A 13,982-nucleotide genomic window follows, 5' to 3' on the forward strand; every position below is an offset into this window, starting at 1 on the left:
TATTTCACTTATGACATTGAACTTCTCTGCAAAACTATACTTCATAAATAAATTACACCCAAAAAGTTTTATGTCTAACTTTTTGGGTGCACTTCATTCGTAGCTGAATCGAGGGGGTGTCTCTTTTATTTCAGCTCTCGAAAAAGCCTTTTTCAGCCTGCGATTTATATATAAATCATTTACGATCTATATATTTATTGAAAACGTTTTATATACAAATCGAAAACGATCTGTATATAAATTGAAAAAGCTTTATATATAAATCGTTTCCATATCTTCTCTAGGTCGAATTTCAAACTAAAAAAATCCGTTTTCTCATCCGTTTGATTTCAAAATCCGCTTCCATTCAGGTGCTTATTTGGAATCATTCTAAACTCATCTTCGTTGTTGAAAACTTTTTTGGCGCGTATTTTTCGATCGAAAGTATAAGAAAAAATTCAACCCCATGAAGTCTATGAATTTATACATTTTAAGAAGAGAAGAAATGAAAGCGTTAGCAACTGACGCAGAGAAAGGACAAGCAAGTCTCCGAATCACATCTATGCTGCGATAAACATGCTTTACACCTCCTTCTACATTGAAAACATATTTTCCCGTATGATGAAGAATTTGCTATCTTTGGGAAGATGGGCCGGAACGACATTTCACCGGCTATAGACAAAAAGCATATTCATCATGAACAATTTTAAGTTTAAGAATCCTACCGAACTTATCTTCGGACAAGGGATGATCAAAGAACTACCCAAACGAGTGCCGGCCGGTGTTCCTGTCTTGGTCACTTTCGGAAGTGGTAGCGTTCGATACAATGGCGTATACCAGGCCGTAAAGGATGCTCTTGATGGCTATAATTTGGTGGAGTTTTGGGGTATCGAGTCCAATCCCAAAATAGAAACCCTTCGGAAGGCCGTGGCCATGGGCAAAGAACATAATTGTCAGTTTGTCCTTGCTGTCGGTGGTGGCTCTGTAATAGACGGTAGCAAGCTGATAGCAGCAGCCATCCCCTACGAAGGAGATGCCTGGGAACTGGTACTCAAAGGTTACAGCCGAGACACGATACTCCCACTTGGGACGGTGCTGACCATACCGGCTACGGGATCGGAAATGAACAGCGGGGCTATCATCTCAAGAGAAGAAACGAAAGAGAAGCTCGTTTTCCGAGGCAATTTTCCCGTTTTCTCCATTCTCGATCCGGAAGTGACTTTCAGCCTTCCTCCCTATCAGATAGCTTGTGGCCTGGCTGACAGCTTCGTCCATGTCATAGAGCAGTATATAACGACTCCGGGACAAAGCCGTCTGATGGATCGATGGGCGGAGAGCATTATGCTTACGTTGAAGGAGATTGCTCCTCTGATCCGTGAGAATCCGCACAGCTATGATCTGATGGCCGACTTTATGCTCTGTGCCACGATGGCACTGAACGGATTCATCGCCATGGGCGTCACCCAAGACTGGGCTACGCACATGATCGGACATGAGATAACGGCACTGACCGGACTCACACACGGACATACGCTGGCCATAGTGCTACCGGGTACTCTTCGCACCTTGGGACACGATCACAAGAGGGAGAAGATGCTCCAATATGCCGAACGAATCTGGGATATAAAAGAGGGAACGGAGGAGGAACGTATAGATGCTGCTATCGTTCGTACAGAGGAATTCTTCCGCGAACTCGGACTGAAGACGCGACTGGAAGAGATGCACATAGGAGTAGAGGTGATAGAGGAAATAGAGCGTCGATTCATCGAACGAGGGGTCAGCTATGGCGAAGCATTGGATGTCGATGGGCCTATGGCTCGCCGCATACTCGAAGCATGCCGATAAGCTTCTCGACAGATCTGTGATTAAACTCACAACAAAAAAGCGAATCCGACTGTTATAAGGAGGGTTGCCAAACTCAGCACTGATTGCTATTTATGGTGATACCGTGACTCAAAACATTAAAAACAATAAGCAAAGAACAATGAGAAAGATTGTAGTTACAGCCCTCATGGGTATCGGTCTCTTGGTAGGCACAACGGTAAATGCTCAAACGCAAAAGAAAGTAGAAGCCGCTAAGACAGAACAAACAGCAAAGAAACAAGAGTGTGCGCGTCACCACGACAAAGCTTGCGACACGAAGAAAGCCGGCGAGAGCTGCAAAGACAAGGGCAAAGACGCCAAAGGCTGCTGCAAGGATAAGGCTAAGGATGCCAATGCAAAGGGTTGCAGCAAAGACAAAGCCAAAGACTGCAAGAAGAGTGACTGCCACAAATCAGGAAAAGGCGAGTGCAAGAGCAAACACGGCCACAAATCTTGCGAAGGCAAAGACAAGGCTAAAGCAGGAAACTGCCCGCACGCCAAGAATCACGGAAAGACAACTGACAAGCAATAAGAAAGAGAGTCAAAAAAAGACTCATTAAAATATAGCTGCTTTTTAGCAATTTACAAAACCGATTGGATGGACTTAATTTTAGAGTTCACCAATCGGTTTTTTATATATCTTTGTCCGCATAGCATTATAATTTTGAAAAATTAAGCGGCAATAATAATTATGACTATCAGCAAGTTGTGCAACAGGATTTTCGATGAGGCCATCAAAGCCTATAATGTCACTGACAGCATAGACGCAGCCTGCAACAATCCATATCGGTCTCAAACGATCGAGCATTATTTGTTTTTGAAGAATTGGATCGATAATGCCCAGTGGCATATGGAAGATATTATTCGTGATCCCAACATCGATCCGGCTGATGCGTTGGTGATCAAACGCCGTATCGACAAATCCAATCAAGACAGAACCGATCTTGTAGAGCTGATAGACAGCTATTTTCTCGATACATATAAGGATGTGAAGGTACTGCCCGATGCTACGATCAACACCGAAAGTCCAGCATGGGCAATCGATCGCCTTTCGATACTGAAGCTCAAAATCTACAATATGCGCTTGGCTACGGAGCGTCCCGATGCCGACGATGCACACCGAGCCAAATGTCAGGAGAAGCTCCGAGTGCTTATCGAACAGGATGCCGACCTCTGCACGGCTATCGACCAGCTTGTGGATGATATAGCAGCCGGTCGCAAGTACATGAAAGTCTACAAGCAGATGAAAATGTACAACGACCCCACTCTCAATCCGATTCTTTTGGGCAAGAAGTAGCAAGCGACCGTTCCCCCCACTCATCATTCCTTCCATACGGACAACTGCCGGTTCCCCGTTTTTACCTTTCTGTCGTTCTCCCATGGCTCGTTATCTGATAGTCCGCTTGTCGGCAATAGGCGATGTGGCAATGACAATACCGGTTTTGTATGCAGTGGCCAAGGCATACCCACAGCATAGTTTTACCCTGCTGACCCAACCTTTCCTGACATCGCTGCTAATCAACCCTCCGAACAATTTGGAGGGAATGGGGATCGACATTAAGCACGAGGAGTCTTCCCTGATCGGCCTTCTCACGTACATCAGACGGCTCAAGGATGAGCAGTTCGACTATATCATCGACCTGCACAACGTAATCAGATCCAAGATTATTCGCTTCTATCTTCGCTTTTTCGGAGTCAAAGGGTTTTGTCTGAAGAAACCGCGGCTACAACTTCGGCAACTTACGGCCAAGCCACCCAAAAAGCCAACCCGATTACCTTCCGTAATAGAACGATATGCTCAGGTTTTTCACAAAGCCGGGCTTGAAATACATCCTCCCTACCCCATTCTTCTGAACGACTCCGGCCATATCTCTACCGAACTTCCGATAGTGGAGATAGGCTCCGGACACCACCTCATTGGGATAGCACCGTTTGCCGGCCATGAAGCCAAGACATATCCGCCGGAGAAAATGCATGAAGTAGTACGCACGCTGGCCGAGAGAGACGATGTGCAGATTTTTCTTTTCGGAGGTAAGGGGAAAGAGAAAAAAATATTGGAGCAGTGGGCAGACGAATCGCCGCGCGTCGTATCCGTTGCCGGTCTGCTATCACTGCCGGAGGAGCTATCCCTTATTCACGCCTTGCACTGTATGGTTTCGATGGATAGTGCCAATATGCACTTCGCATCATTGGTAGGCACACGGGTTATCTCTATCTGGTGTGCCACGCATCCGGCAGCAGGATTTCTCGGATATGGGCAATGCATAGAAGATTGTATCGGAGCGGACTTGGATTGCCGGCCTTGCTCCGTTTTCGGCAATAAACCCTGCTTCCGCAAGGATTATGCCTGCCGTACTCAGATTGAACCTCAACTTATCATTAACAAAATAGTTTCCACACTTACTGATTTGAATTCAGATGAAACTGAGAATTAATAAGCTGATTAGCGATGCCGGACTCGGCTCCCGCCGCGAAGCAGAGAAATACATCACCGAAGGAAGAGTGAAAATCAATGGCCGAATCGCTCGCTTAACGGATTTGGTCTGCGAAAAAGACATTGTTCTTCTTGATGATATTGACATTCCTATCAAGGATCTCATTCGTGAAGAAATCTCCCTGCGCAAATATGAGGAACGACTCGTACCCTCCGCCTCCAATCAAGGCGGCAGACAGGATGAAAAGCGAAAAAATCCGAGACCCAAACAACACAAGGAAGCTCCATCGCAACGCAATGCTGGGAAGCCTCGTTCCGAAAGCAGGACCCGCAATCGTTGGGACGACGATGATGACGATGACTTCGGCTTCGATACGGGACGCGGTTTTCGGAAAGGAAATAGAAAGAACGACTCATCTGTGAAAAAATTCCGACACTAAGCAGAGCCTAAAAAGTTGAGGTTCAGAAAAAAGAAGGCGCAGACTCCTACATCCAAGGGGTCTGCGCTTTCGCTATAATTTCCCTTGTCAAAATCGTATCTGCGGTAAGATTGCTGCACGGGAGTTTCATTGTATTCTTTTGCTCAGAGCAGATTCTTAGTTCTCTTCGGGCAAGGTCAAACCTTCGGTATATGGACACAGCAAGCAAACAGAAATTTCATCAAGTTTCCATTAGAGAAGTACTCCTTTCCTCGTCAAATCAATGCTTGTGNATTGTCGGCTGTTTCTTGCTCCCTGCACAATGCAGGACGCGATTGTCGGCTGTTTCTTGCTTCCTGCACGATGCAGGACGCGATTGTCAGCTGATTCTGCTCCCATCAATGCGCTAACTATCAGCTATTTGTGGCCGTTTTATGGGATTTTCGTTGAAGTCTTTCGCGGCAGAGCTGATTCTTAGTTTTTTTTTCAGATCAGGCAAAAAGAAAGAGCGAGGAGGTAATCCAACTCACTACGAGTGTCATCAACAGCATCACCAGCTCTACGCGCCGATTGATACGAATAGCAATCAGCATATCTGCCGTTGCCAGTTCACGTTCGTTATGGCCGATATAAGGCTTGCTGATGCTTTCTCCAAAATAATCGTGTGTGCCACCGAAACGGCAATTCAATATACCTGCAAGAGCTGCCTCGGGATAACCGGAGTTAGGGCTTGCATGTTGCCGACCATAACGACGAACAAAAGAGAACAGGTGGAGCTTCCCACTCACGAGAATCATCAGCCAAGCCGTAAGCCTTGCAGGAATATAGTTGGCGACATCGTCGATTTTGGCAGCTATCCGCCCGAAAAGAAGATACCGCTCCGTCTTATAGCCAATCATCGAATCAAGGGTATTGATCATCTTATAGGCCATCATCCCCGGCAATCCCAGCCACATATACCAGAACATAGGAGCTACAACTCCATCGCTCAGATTCTCCGACAAAGTCTCCAGAGCTGCCGTCCTGACTTCCTGCGCCGACAGAGCTACCGTATCGCGTCCTACGATGCGGGCCACTTGCCTGCGCCCCTCTTCAAGCGAACGATCGACTGCTTGGAATACCATACGTACCTCACGAATAAGGGTAGTGCCGGCCAAACAGAAGAAAATGCCGACAGCCGAAATAAGAGAAGCCACAGCAAATGCCAGAGCAATCCACAAAGAATCGTCCATCAAAATGGCATAGATACAGACAAAAGCAAGCCCCAAGAGGATCAATAGGGTCAAAAGAAAAACGGCTATGATATAGACCACCGACATCAAGCCGCCTTTCGCCTTGCGGTAGTTGCCTCTATTCAACCTTTTCTCTCCGAATGCAATCATACGACCGAAGCCGACTACAGGATGCGGAAGAGAAAGAGGATCTCCTAAAAAATAGTCTGCCAACCATCCCAGCAACAGTGGCAATAAAAAAAGAAGAAGAATGATTAAAACAGATTCCTGCATACCGAACAGAAAAAAGGAATTAGAAAGAAATCGATCGAAGTGCATCGATCAGCCAATCGTTCTGCTCGCGCGTCTGTGTAGCTATACGAATGCAATGGGCATCCAAGCCCTCGAAGTTGGAGGCATCCCGAATCAGCAGACCGTATTGATCGGCCAAAACAGCTTTCAGGTCGGCAGCCGAATGATGACGACAGCGAACCAGCATAAAATGGGTATCAGTCGGCTCCACCTCATAACCGGCGATTGAGCCGATAGCCATGCGTAGCCGTTCGGTTTCCGCATGCAACTCGGCCAAAGGTACAGAAGCAGGAAATCCCTGCTGCACCAAATACTCACCGGCGGCAATGGCCAGGGCATTCACCGACCACGGCATGCGGCAAGCTCTGATCCTTTCGGTCAGAGAAACGTGGGCTGCCAGGTATCCGAGGCGTAAGCCCGGTATGGCAAAACGCTTGGTAAGCGAATGCAGCAGCAAAAGATTGGGGAGAGAAACCGCCTCTTTCGTATCGAGTACTTCGGCCGTGGAAAAGTATTCGTAAGACTGATCCACAATGAAAATCGTGGACGGACATTCTCGAACGATACGATACAATTCGCTTGCCTTCCAAACGCGCCCCGTCGGATTGTTCGGATTACAGAGCCAGACCATATCATATCGAGAAGAAGCCTCTTCGGGCTTGGAAATGAAATCCACACGATGGCCATGTAGCCGGCAAGCATCGGCATATTCGCTGAAAGTGGGAGCCACCACGGCCGAAGAAGATCCACGGAAAGCCTGTGCTATGAGATAAATAGCTTCCGTGGCACCAGCGGTCACACTGATAGAGTCGGCAGCTATGCCGTGATAATCGGCCAAACCTTTCTCCAAAAAATAAGGCTCCGGCTCCGGATAAGAGCCGATGCTATCCAGTCTCTGATGAAGGTAATCCAGCAGACCCTGACGCTCGGTGGCGTTATATACATTCGAACTGAAATTAGCCCGAATGGGTCCATGACGATAGAGATCGTCTCCGTGTCCTTTAATCATCGTTTTTCATCAGTTGGTAAATCAGCGGAACATCGGCATATCGACGCAGATGGTCAGCCAATTTATCGTATTGCTCATCCTTATAGCGGGCATAGTCGAAGCTCTTCCGTTCTTCCATTTTGTCTGCATACGGCGAGAGCAGATAGTCTATTACGACCGGATTGTCCAGTATACCATGCACATAAGTACCCATACAAGTAGCATCCACGAAATATCCGTCCTCTGTTCCATCCGAGAGTCGATTCAGTGGAGAAGATGCTGCACCTTCGACAGGCATCGTCCGTCCCATATGAATCTCATATCCCTCGCACTCATCCGTATGATCCAGAAAGCGAAATGCCGTACGACGCGTAACCTTCTCGCCCGTCATCACAGTCGTTACAGGCAGCAGGCCGAGACCGGGCAGGCGTTCTATATCGCCCTCTATATGGTCGGGATCGCAAACCTCCATGCCCATGAGTTGGAATCCGCCACATATCCCCAATACCGTTGTCCCGTCGCGATGTGCCTGTACGATAGCTTGTGCCGCACCATTGCGCCGCAATTCATAGAGATCGGCCAAAGTACTCTTGCTGCCGGGTAGAATGATAATATCGGCCTTGCGCAGCTCTTCCGTATTGTTCGTATAGTAAAGGTGTACGCGAGGATCGCGTTCCAAAATGTTGAAGTCCGTATAGTTCGACAAGTATCGCAGCAGGACTACAGCCACATTCACCCGTCCCTGTCCGGCAGCATACTGCTTGACCGACAGTGCTACGGAGTCTTCCTCCTCGATATGAATATCCTTATAATAAGGTATTACTCCCACAACGGGAATGCCGCACAATTCCTCAAGGATCTTTTTCCCTTCATCGAAAAGGCGAAGATCGCCCCGAAACTTATTGATCATGATGCCTCGCACATGCTTTCGCTCCTCGGCCGAGAGCAGCATGATAGAACCATAGACCGAAGCGAACACGCCTCCACGGTCGATGTCGGCCACAAGGATCACACATGCACCTGCATGGATAGCCATCGGCATATTGACTATATCGGTATCGCGCAGATTCAATTCGGATATACTACCCGCCCCTTCCATGACGATGGGGCTGAAACGAGAAGCCAAGCGATCGAAAGCGGCGTACACCTCCGTACGCAGTTCGTCCCTTCCCTCTCGTCGAAAGTATTCGTAAGCATCCCGATTGCCTATCGGACGGCCGTTGAGTACGACCTGTGAAGTACGATCCGAACTCGGCTTGAGCAGCACGGGATTCATATCCGTATGACATGGGATGCCGGCAGCTTCGGCCTGCACGGCCTGCGCTCGTCCGATCTCCAAACCTTCGGGCGTGACGAACGAATTCAAAGCCATATTCTGGGCTTTGAATGGGGCCGGATGATAACCGTCCTGCCGAAAAATGCGACAGAAGCCCGTAGCGATGATACTCTTGCCTACATCGCTGCCTGTGCCGACAAACATAATCGGCCGTAGCTTTCCGCCTTCCGTCATTTCTTCTTTCTCTTATAGGCGAATCTATGCCACTTCTCCTCGCTCCAACCCTGCTGCTGCATTTCGTGCCGAGCCATCACAAAGAAAAGATCAGACAGGCGATTCATCCACTTCAAGATTGCATCCGGAACTTCATCGGACCGGTGTAATGTCCACAACCTTCTTTCCGCTCGGCGTGCTATCGTACGAGCCAACTGCAAATGAGCGGAAAGCGGCGTACCACCCGGAAGGATGAAATAGCCGTTGTCGGCTGTCTCGGCCAAAAGCTTGTCGATAAAAGCCTCGCAGTCGGCTGCGGCATCTTCGGGGAAATGATTGGGATTCTGCTCACGCTTGCCGGCAGGAGTAGCCACGATACTCATCGCTGCCATCATCCGCATCTGCATGTCGTACAGCATGGTCTGACGCTCATCTTCCTCCGGCAGGAATGTCCGAATAATGCCGATGGCAGCATTCAGCTCATCCATCGTGCCGTAGGCTTCCACCCGTATATCATCTTTGGGGACGCGCTCCCCACCGAATATGCCGGTCGTTCCTTTGTCTCCTGTCTTCGTATATATCATAGATTACATCGTTTCGCTTCCATCAGTCGAACCACGTCCACAGATCGTCATGCTCACCCCAGTAGAGATGCGTATATCCGGCCAAGAGATTCTTGTATCGGTATAGCGGAGTCTCCACGGCTTCGCCTCGCACATTGTACTGCTGTGCCACGGATGGCGTAGAGCCGATAGTCGAAGAGTAGTGGAATTCATGTCCGCGTAGCTCTTTCCCCTTGTACACCATCCACCTGTAGCCGAGGTGCAGGCGCATTCCTTCCATCGTAGCCGCTTCAGGCAATACGCCACACATGGGATAGTCCCGTCCGTCCATGCCCCGTATCGTATCGCAAAGGTACATCATGCCGCCACACTCGGCCAGAGCATGACCTCCCGACTCTATATAGTCGTGTACCGACCGCTTCATGGATTCGTTGGCACTCAATGCCGGCAGGTAAAACTCCGGATAACCGCCGGGTAGATACAGGAAATCGCAATCAGCGGGCAAATGATTGTCCCGTATGGGACTGAATCGAACGACTCTTCCCCGGCTTTCAAGCCGACGAATATTCTCCCGATAGGTGAAGTTAAATGCTTCGTCATCCGCCACCGCAATACATTTTCTCACGTCTGAAGAACTCTTCGTAAAGTTCTCTTCTTCGATAATAGGATCGACATAGGAGGACATCAGAGCAAGCAATCTCTCCACATCCACGTTCTGCTCAATGGTATCTGCCACCCTGTCCGGCAGATACTCATAGCGAGCTAAATCCTCTACAGACAAACCCAAATGCCGCGACGGTACTTCCAAGTCTTTCATCTTCGGCAAGTAACCGAGGCTGACCACACCGGCATCTGCCGCCGCTTCCTCCAGATAGCGGTAATGCGAAGCGGAGCCTACCTTATTGAAGACGACACCCACCGGAGCCACACTCGGGCGGAAGTGCTTGAAGCCATAGAGTATCGGAGCCACGGAATAGGCCGTGCTGCCTGCATGAATGAGAAGCAACGTTGGGATACGGAGGTCTTCGGCCAAAAGGGCACTGCTACCCGTCATACGGTCGTATCCGTCGAAGAAGCCCATCACTCCCTCCACAATAGAAACATCGGCTTCACTGCCGTAGCGATCATAGAGTCCGGCGATATGCTCCCGACTCATCATGAAAGCATCCAGATTCACCGTTTCCGTTCCGCATGCAAGGCGGTGATACTTAGGATCGATATAGTCGGGACCGCATTTGAAAGGCTGCACTTTGAGACCGCGCCTTCGAAGCAAGCGTAGCAATCCGAGCGTGAAAGTAGTCTTTCCACCACCCGATGAAGCAGCACTGATAAGGAGATGAGAGCGTTTGATAGGAACAGACAATTATATGAGTTAAAAGAATCGGTTTTTACGGACAAAAGCCAAGGAAGAGAACGAAAGGCCTCCCGATCGGACGAACAGCTCTGCACCAACACAATCGGCAGCTACACTTCCTCTATCCATCTTCCATCACTTTAGCGATCGCTAATTTAGGAATACTTCCCCATCAATAGCACAACTTCCCCTCTTTCTCCTTTCGGAATACACCTGCCAATATGAAATATAGCCTGATGACTTTATTGCAAAGCCGATAGGTCCACTTTATAGTAGGTAGGAGCAGTATTGTCTTTCTGTAGAAACATCACCATATAAATAGGGGCATAAATCATTTGTCCATCCACTTTTAGGGTGTCATTGTTCAAAATCAGAGCACGTGGCAATCGGTACTCCTTGTCTGCCATGATATTAGCTAAGGCACGATGCGTCTGGTAGTCCTTGCCCGATTTCACTTCGATGGGAAGCACCTGTCCCTCTGTTTCGATGACAAAATCCAATTCGCCTCGCTTCTTATTATTGTAATAATAGGGCGTAAATCCATGAGCCGCCAATTCTTGTGCGACTGCATTTTCGTATATGGAACCGAAATTAATATCCTTGTCGCCCTTGATTATCCGCAGCTGGATACCTTCTGTATACTGGGCTGCAAGTAAGCCAACATCACTCTGGAAGAGTTTGAACAAATTTCGTGAACGAGCAAGTAGCAAAGGTGTCTTAGGCTCCTCTACATTGTAGACAGGCAAAGCCACTCCTGCATTCTTCAACCAAAGAAAGCTGTTCTGATAATGCTCAAACTTGGCATTCTCATTTAGTCGTTTTAGGATAAAGCGTTTATTCTTTGCATTGAGTTCGGGAGGAATCAGATCGAAAATCTCTTCTATATATAGCTTGTTGTTCGGATCATACTGTGCAATATCACGCTTATAGAGGCGAATGATGTCTTGTTGTATGGTCATAACTTCTTGAAGGTTATTGCTTTCGATATAGCTACTGACAGCTGCAGGCATGCCGCCAACGACAAGATAGAGACGAAACAATTCCATCATTTTGGAATGAATAAACTCATCGACAACAGTATGGTTTTGCCAAGCATTGCGCAAATATCCTATTATATCCTCACTGATACCCACGCACAAAACAAACTCTTCGAAGTCAAGCGGATACATGTCTTTGACACCCATATACCCGACAGGTTCGGAGCGTAGATCTTTCAGCTCCACCCCCAACAACGAACCACTCAATATATAGCGATACGAACCTTCGTCCACTAAAAATTTGATAGCCGTTACGATCTTGGGACACCTCTGTACTTCGTCAAAGAAGATAAGCGTATCGCCTTTGATTAGGGGAACAGTCGTCATCAGAGACAAGCGAAGCAAAATCTCCGAACTGCTTTTGGCATCTTTGAAAACATCGACAGCCTCCGGGGTATCCACAAAGTTTATCTCCACAAAACTTTTAAAGGATTTTCCAAACTCGCGGATGGAATATGTCTTACCGATTTGCCTCGCTCCTGTAAGAAGCAAAGCATTACGAGAACTTTCGTAATAATCCTTGAGGTACTTGTCTATCTTCCTTCTCAACATAACCACTTCCATTTATGCAAGGCAAACATAACTGTAATTTTCCGTTTTTCCAAAGCAAAAGGAGGGTATTTATTCCACTTTTCCATAATAAAAATGGCCTTTTCTTTCCGCTTTTCCAAGATTTTGCCTGAAATGAAGGACAGAATGTATAGCTGAAAAAGCTGTCTTTCGGATCGAATCGGACAAAAGCAGAGCATGCCATTCGGGTTATTTTTTCATGCCAAAAAAGTTTTCAACAACGAAGACGAGTTTGGAATGATTCTAAATAAGGGGGTAAAAAGAAGCGGATTTTGAAGTCTGAAAGTTCAGGGAACGAGCTTTTTCAGTTCAAAACATGCTTTTCAGAAGAGAGGATAACGATCTGTATATAAACCGTTTTCGATCTATATATAGATTGTTTTTGATTTATATATAAATCGTTTTCCATTTATATATAGATCGAAAGTCATTTCTATATAAATCAGAGGCTGAAAAAGGCCGATTCGGGAGGTAAAAAAAAGAGGCACCCACACGATTCGTGGCCGAACCATGCGGGTGCCTTATGCCTTTAGGGGAGTATAAGAGGGGTTATTCCTACTTATTCGTCATAGGGGTTTATACTGTTTGTCTGAATATCGAAATGACATGATAGGTTATGGGCGCGAAAGGACCGGCCGGAAAGATCGGAGATATAAAGGAGTTCGGTGTGCATATTCTGTCATCGTTAAGTCTATAGTATCCATGTATTTCTATTCAAGCAATCGGCTCTCTCGGCAGCGACATCCAACTTCCGACAGAGAGCTTCATCAGGCTGGCAAAGGTAACGAAAATGCTGAAGTCGAATGAATCGTAACAGCCACCGAATGTTTTACTATAAAACATTTCATCGGCAAGGGTTTATCTTTGTGGCGGAATGAACGGTGACTATCGGATATATATCATGGCTGCAAGGGCAGATCTGCTGCATGTGGCAGCGGTTTGTCGTGCTGTGGAAGCTATCGGCGCACGGGTAGTCCAATTCGTGCGTGAGGCTGATACATACGATCCTTGTGTGCGGCTATCGGTAGCCTACAAAGGAGCCAAATCTCTGTTGATAAAGGCTCTGATGCCTATGGCCCGGACGTATCCGATTATGCTCGGTATTCGCAGAGAGGATACACCTGTTGGGCGCATCGGACTCGTAGCTTTCGATCTGGATTCGACGCTTGTGCGCACGGAGATCATGAATGAATTGGCCACCGCACACGGATGCCTCGATGAGATGGGTGAACTGACGGAGGCTGCCATGTCGGGGAGAGAGGAGTTTCCGGACAATTTCAGCAGGCGCGTATCCATGCTACGAGGCTTGCCTTTGGCGAAGCTGGAGGAGCTATCTGCATCTCTCCCGATCGTTGAGGGACTGCCTTCGTTGATGCGCAAATTCAAGGAGCAAGGCATTCGCTCCGCTATCATTTCGGGAGGATTCCGACTTTATTCGCACTACATCAAAGAACGGTACGGCTTCGACTACATCTGCACATCGGAGGCAGAGGTCAAAGATGGCCTGCTGACAGGCCGTCTATCGGGTACCATAGTGGATGCGAAGGTCAAAGCCGAATTTCTCCGCTCCCTGGCCAAGGAGCTATCCCTCACCCCTGCCGAAATAGTTGCCGTAGGCGATGGTGCCAATGATGTACCCATGCTCGACTTCTCGGCCGGCAGCATCATATTCAACAGCTCGGCACATCCACCTTCCACGCCCCAACTGCGCATAGAAGCCATCCTCCAAATCATGGGCTGCCGATAGTAGCCGACCTGATCCG

Annotated in this window: 12 protein-coding genes; 6 read left to right on the forward strand and 6 right to left on the reverse strand. The window is 47.9% G+C overall.

Features of this window, described 5'->3' with window-relative positions; all coding sequences use genetic code 11:
• Positions 1 to 675 precede the first annotated feature (675 nt).
• From HQ49_RS06875 to HQ49_RS06895, 5 genes are all read left to right on the forward strand, one after another.
• Positions 676 to 1,824 (forward strand): iron-containing alcohol dehydrogenase, encoded by a 1,149-nt coding sequence (locus HQ49_RS06875; protein WP_039419178.1) that lies wholly within the window; start codon positions 676 to 678, stop codon positions 1,822 to 1,824.
• 139 nt (positions 1,825 to 1,963) lie between these two features.
• Positions 1,964 to 2,374, forward strand: a complete 411-nt coding sequence (locus HQ49_RS06880; RefSeq protein ID WP_039419180.1) for a hypothetical protein — start codon at positions 1,964 to 1,966, stop codon at positions 2,372 to 2,374.
• Positions 2,375 to 2,533: 159 nt separating this feature from the next.
• A complete protein-coding gene (locus tag HQ49_RS06885; RefSeq protein WP_039419181.1) occupies positions 2,534 to 3,139 on the forward strand; it encodes a DUF4254 domain-containing protein in 606 nt (201 codons plus the stop codon).
• 82 nt (positions 3,140 to 3,221) lie between these two features.
• Positions 3,222 to 4,277, forward strand: a complete 1,056-nt coding sequence (locus tag HQ49_RS06890) for a glycosyltransferase family 9 protein (protein ID WP_039419183.1) — start codon at positions 3,222 to 3,224, stop codon at positions 4,275 to 4,277.
• Positions 4,261 to 4,716, forward strand: coding sequence for a S4 domain-containing protein (locus tag HQ49_RS06895; RefSeq protein WP_039419184.1), 456 nt, complete (start codon positions 4,261 to 4,263; stop codon positions 4,714 to 4,716). Before HQ49_RS06890 ends, HQ49_RS06895 begins: the two co-directional genes overlap by 17 nt.
• A gap of 470 nt (positions 4,717 to 5,186) precedes the next feature.
• On the opposite strand, the gene cbiB is transcribed toward HQ49_RS06895, so the two are convergent.
• The 6 genes from cbiB to HQ49_RS06925 all read right to left on the reverse strand — a co-directional run bounded on the left by cbiB (position 5,187) and on the right by HQ49_RS06925 (position 12,201).
• Positions 5,187 to 6,200: an adenosylcobinamide-phosphate synthase CbiB gene (gene cbiB / locus HQ49_RS06900; RefSeq protein ID WP_039419186.1), complete on the reverse strand. Its 1,014-nt coding sequence runs from the start codon at positions 6,198 to 6,200 to the stop codon at positions 5,187 to 5,189.
• Positions 6,201 to 6,219: 19 nt separating this feature from the next.
• Positions 6,220 to 7,227, reverse strand: a complete 1,008-nt coding sequence (gene cobD, locus HQ49_RS06905; RefSeq protein ID WP_039419187.1) for a threonine-phosphate decarboxylase CobD — start codon at positions 7,225 to 7,227, stop codon at positions 6,220 to 6,222.
• Positions 7,220 to 8,716, reverse strand: coding sequence for a cobyric acid synthase (locus HQ49_RS06910; RefSeq protein ID WP_039419189.1), 1,497 nt, complete (start codon positions 8,714 to 8,716; stop codon positions 7,220 to 7,222). Before HQ49_RS06910 ends, cobD begins: the two co-directional genes overlap by 8 nt.
• Entirely contained in the window at positions 8,713 to 9,279 is a 567-nt protein-coding gene (locus tag HQ49_RS06915; protein WP_018964343.1) for a cob(I)yrinic acid a,c-diamide adenosyltransferase, read from the reverse strand. Before HQ49_RS06915 ends, HQ49_RS06910 begins: the two co-directional genes overlap by 4 nt.
• Positions 9,280 to 9,301: 22 nt before the next feature.
• A complete protein-coding gene (locus HQ49_RS06920; protein ID WP_039419190.1) occupies positions 9,302 to 10,621 on the reverse strand; it encodes a cobyrinate a,c-diamide synthase in 1,320 nt (439 codons plus the stop codon).
• Between the two features lie 233 nt (positions 10,622 to 10,854).
• On the reverse strand, positions 10,855 to 12,201 hold the full coding sequence (locus HQ49_RS06925; RefSeq protein ID WP_039419192.1) for an ATP-binding protein: 1,347 nt from the start codon (positions 12,199 to 12,201) through the stop codon (positions 10,855 to 10,857).
• Between the two features lie 919 nt (positions 12,202 to 13,120).
• Between HQ49_RS06925 and serB the strand changes: the two genes are divergently transcribed.
• Complete coding sequence (gene serB / locus HQ49_RS06935) at positions 13,121 to 13,966, forward strand: phosphoserine phosphatase SerB (RefSeq protein WP_235290085.1); 846 nt, start codon at positions 13,121 to 13,123, stop codon at positions 13,964 to 13,966.
• The last annotated feature ends 16 nt before the right edge of the window (positions 13,967 to 13,982 follow it).

This window comes from Porphyromonas gulae (assembly GCF_000765945.1).
Lineage (GTDB): Bacteria > Bacteroidota > Bacteroidia > Bacteroidales > Porphyromonadaceae > Porphyromonas > Porphyromonas gulae.

What these genes read in the sequence shown, in the direction of transcription:
- HQ49_RS06875 (WP_039419178.1), top strand. Translation starts at nt 676, where the DNA reads ATGAACAATTTTAAGTTTAAGAATCCTACCGAACTTATCTTCGGACAA.
- HQ49_RS06910 (WP_039419189.1), bottom strand. Translation starts at nt 8,716, where the DNA reads ATGACGGAAGGCGGAAAGCTACGGCCGATTATGTTTGTCGGCACAGGC.
- HQ49_RS06880 (WP_039419180.1), top strand. Translation starts at nt 1,964, where the DNA reads ATGAGAAAGATTGTAGTTACAGCCCTCATGGGTATCGGTCTCTTGGTA.
- cobD (WP_039419187.1), bottom strand. Translation starts at nt 7,227, where the DNA reads ATGATTAAAGGACACGGAGACGATCTCTATCGTCATGGACCCATTCGG.
- cbiB (WP_039419186.1), bottom strand. Translation starts at nt 6,200, where the DNA reads ATGCAGGAATCTGTTTTAATCATTCTTCTTCTTTTTTTATTGCCACTG.
- HQ49_RS06890 (WP_039419183.1), top strand. Translation starts at nt 3,222, where the DNA reads ATGGCTCGTTATCTGATAGTCCGCTTGTCGGCAATAGGCGATGTGGCA.
- HQ49_RS06895 (WP_039419184.1), top strand. Translation starts at nt 4,261, where the DNA reads ATGAAACTGAGAATTAATAAGCTGATTAGCGATGCCGGACTCGGCTCC.
- serB (WP_235290085.1), top strand. Translation starts at nt 13,121, where the DNA reads ATGGCTGCAAGGGCAGATCTGCTGCATGTGGCAGCGGTTTGTCGTGCT.
- HQ49_RS06925 (WP_039419192.1), bottom strand. Translation starts at nt 12,201, where the DNA reads ATGTTGAGAAGGAAGATAGACAAGTACCTCAAGGATTATTACGAAAGT.
- HQ49_RS06915 (WP_018964343.1), bottom strand. Translation starts at nt 9,279, where the DNA reads ATGATATATACGAAGACAGGAGACAAAGGAACGACCGGCATATTCGGT.
- HQ49_RS06885 (WP_039419181.1), top strand. Translation starts at nt 2,534, where the DNA reads ATGACTATCAGCAAGTTGTGCAACAGGATTTTCGATGAGGCCATCAAA.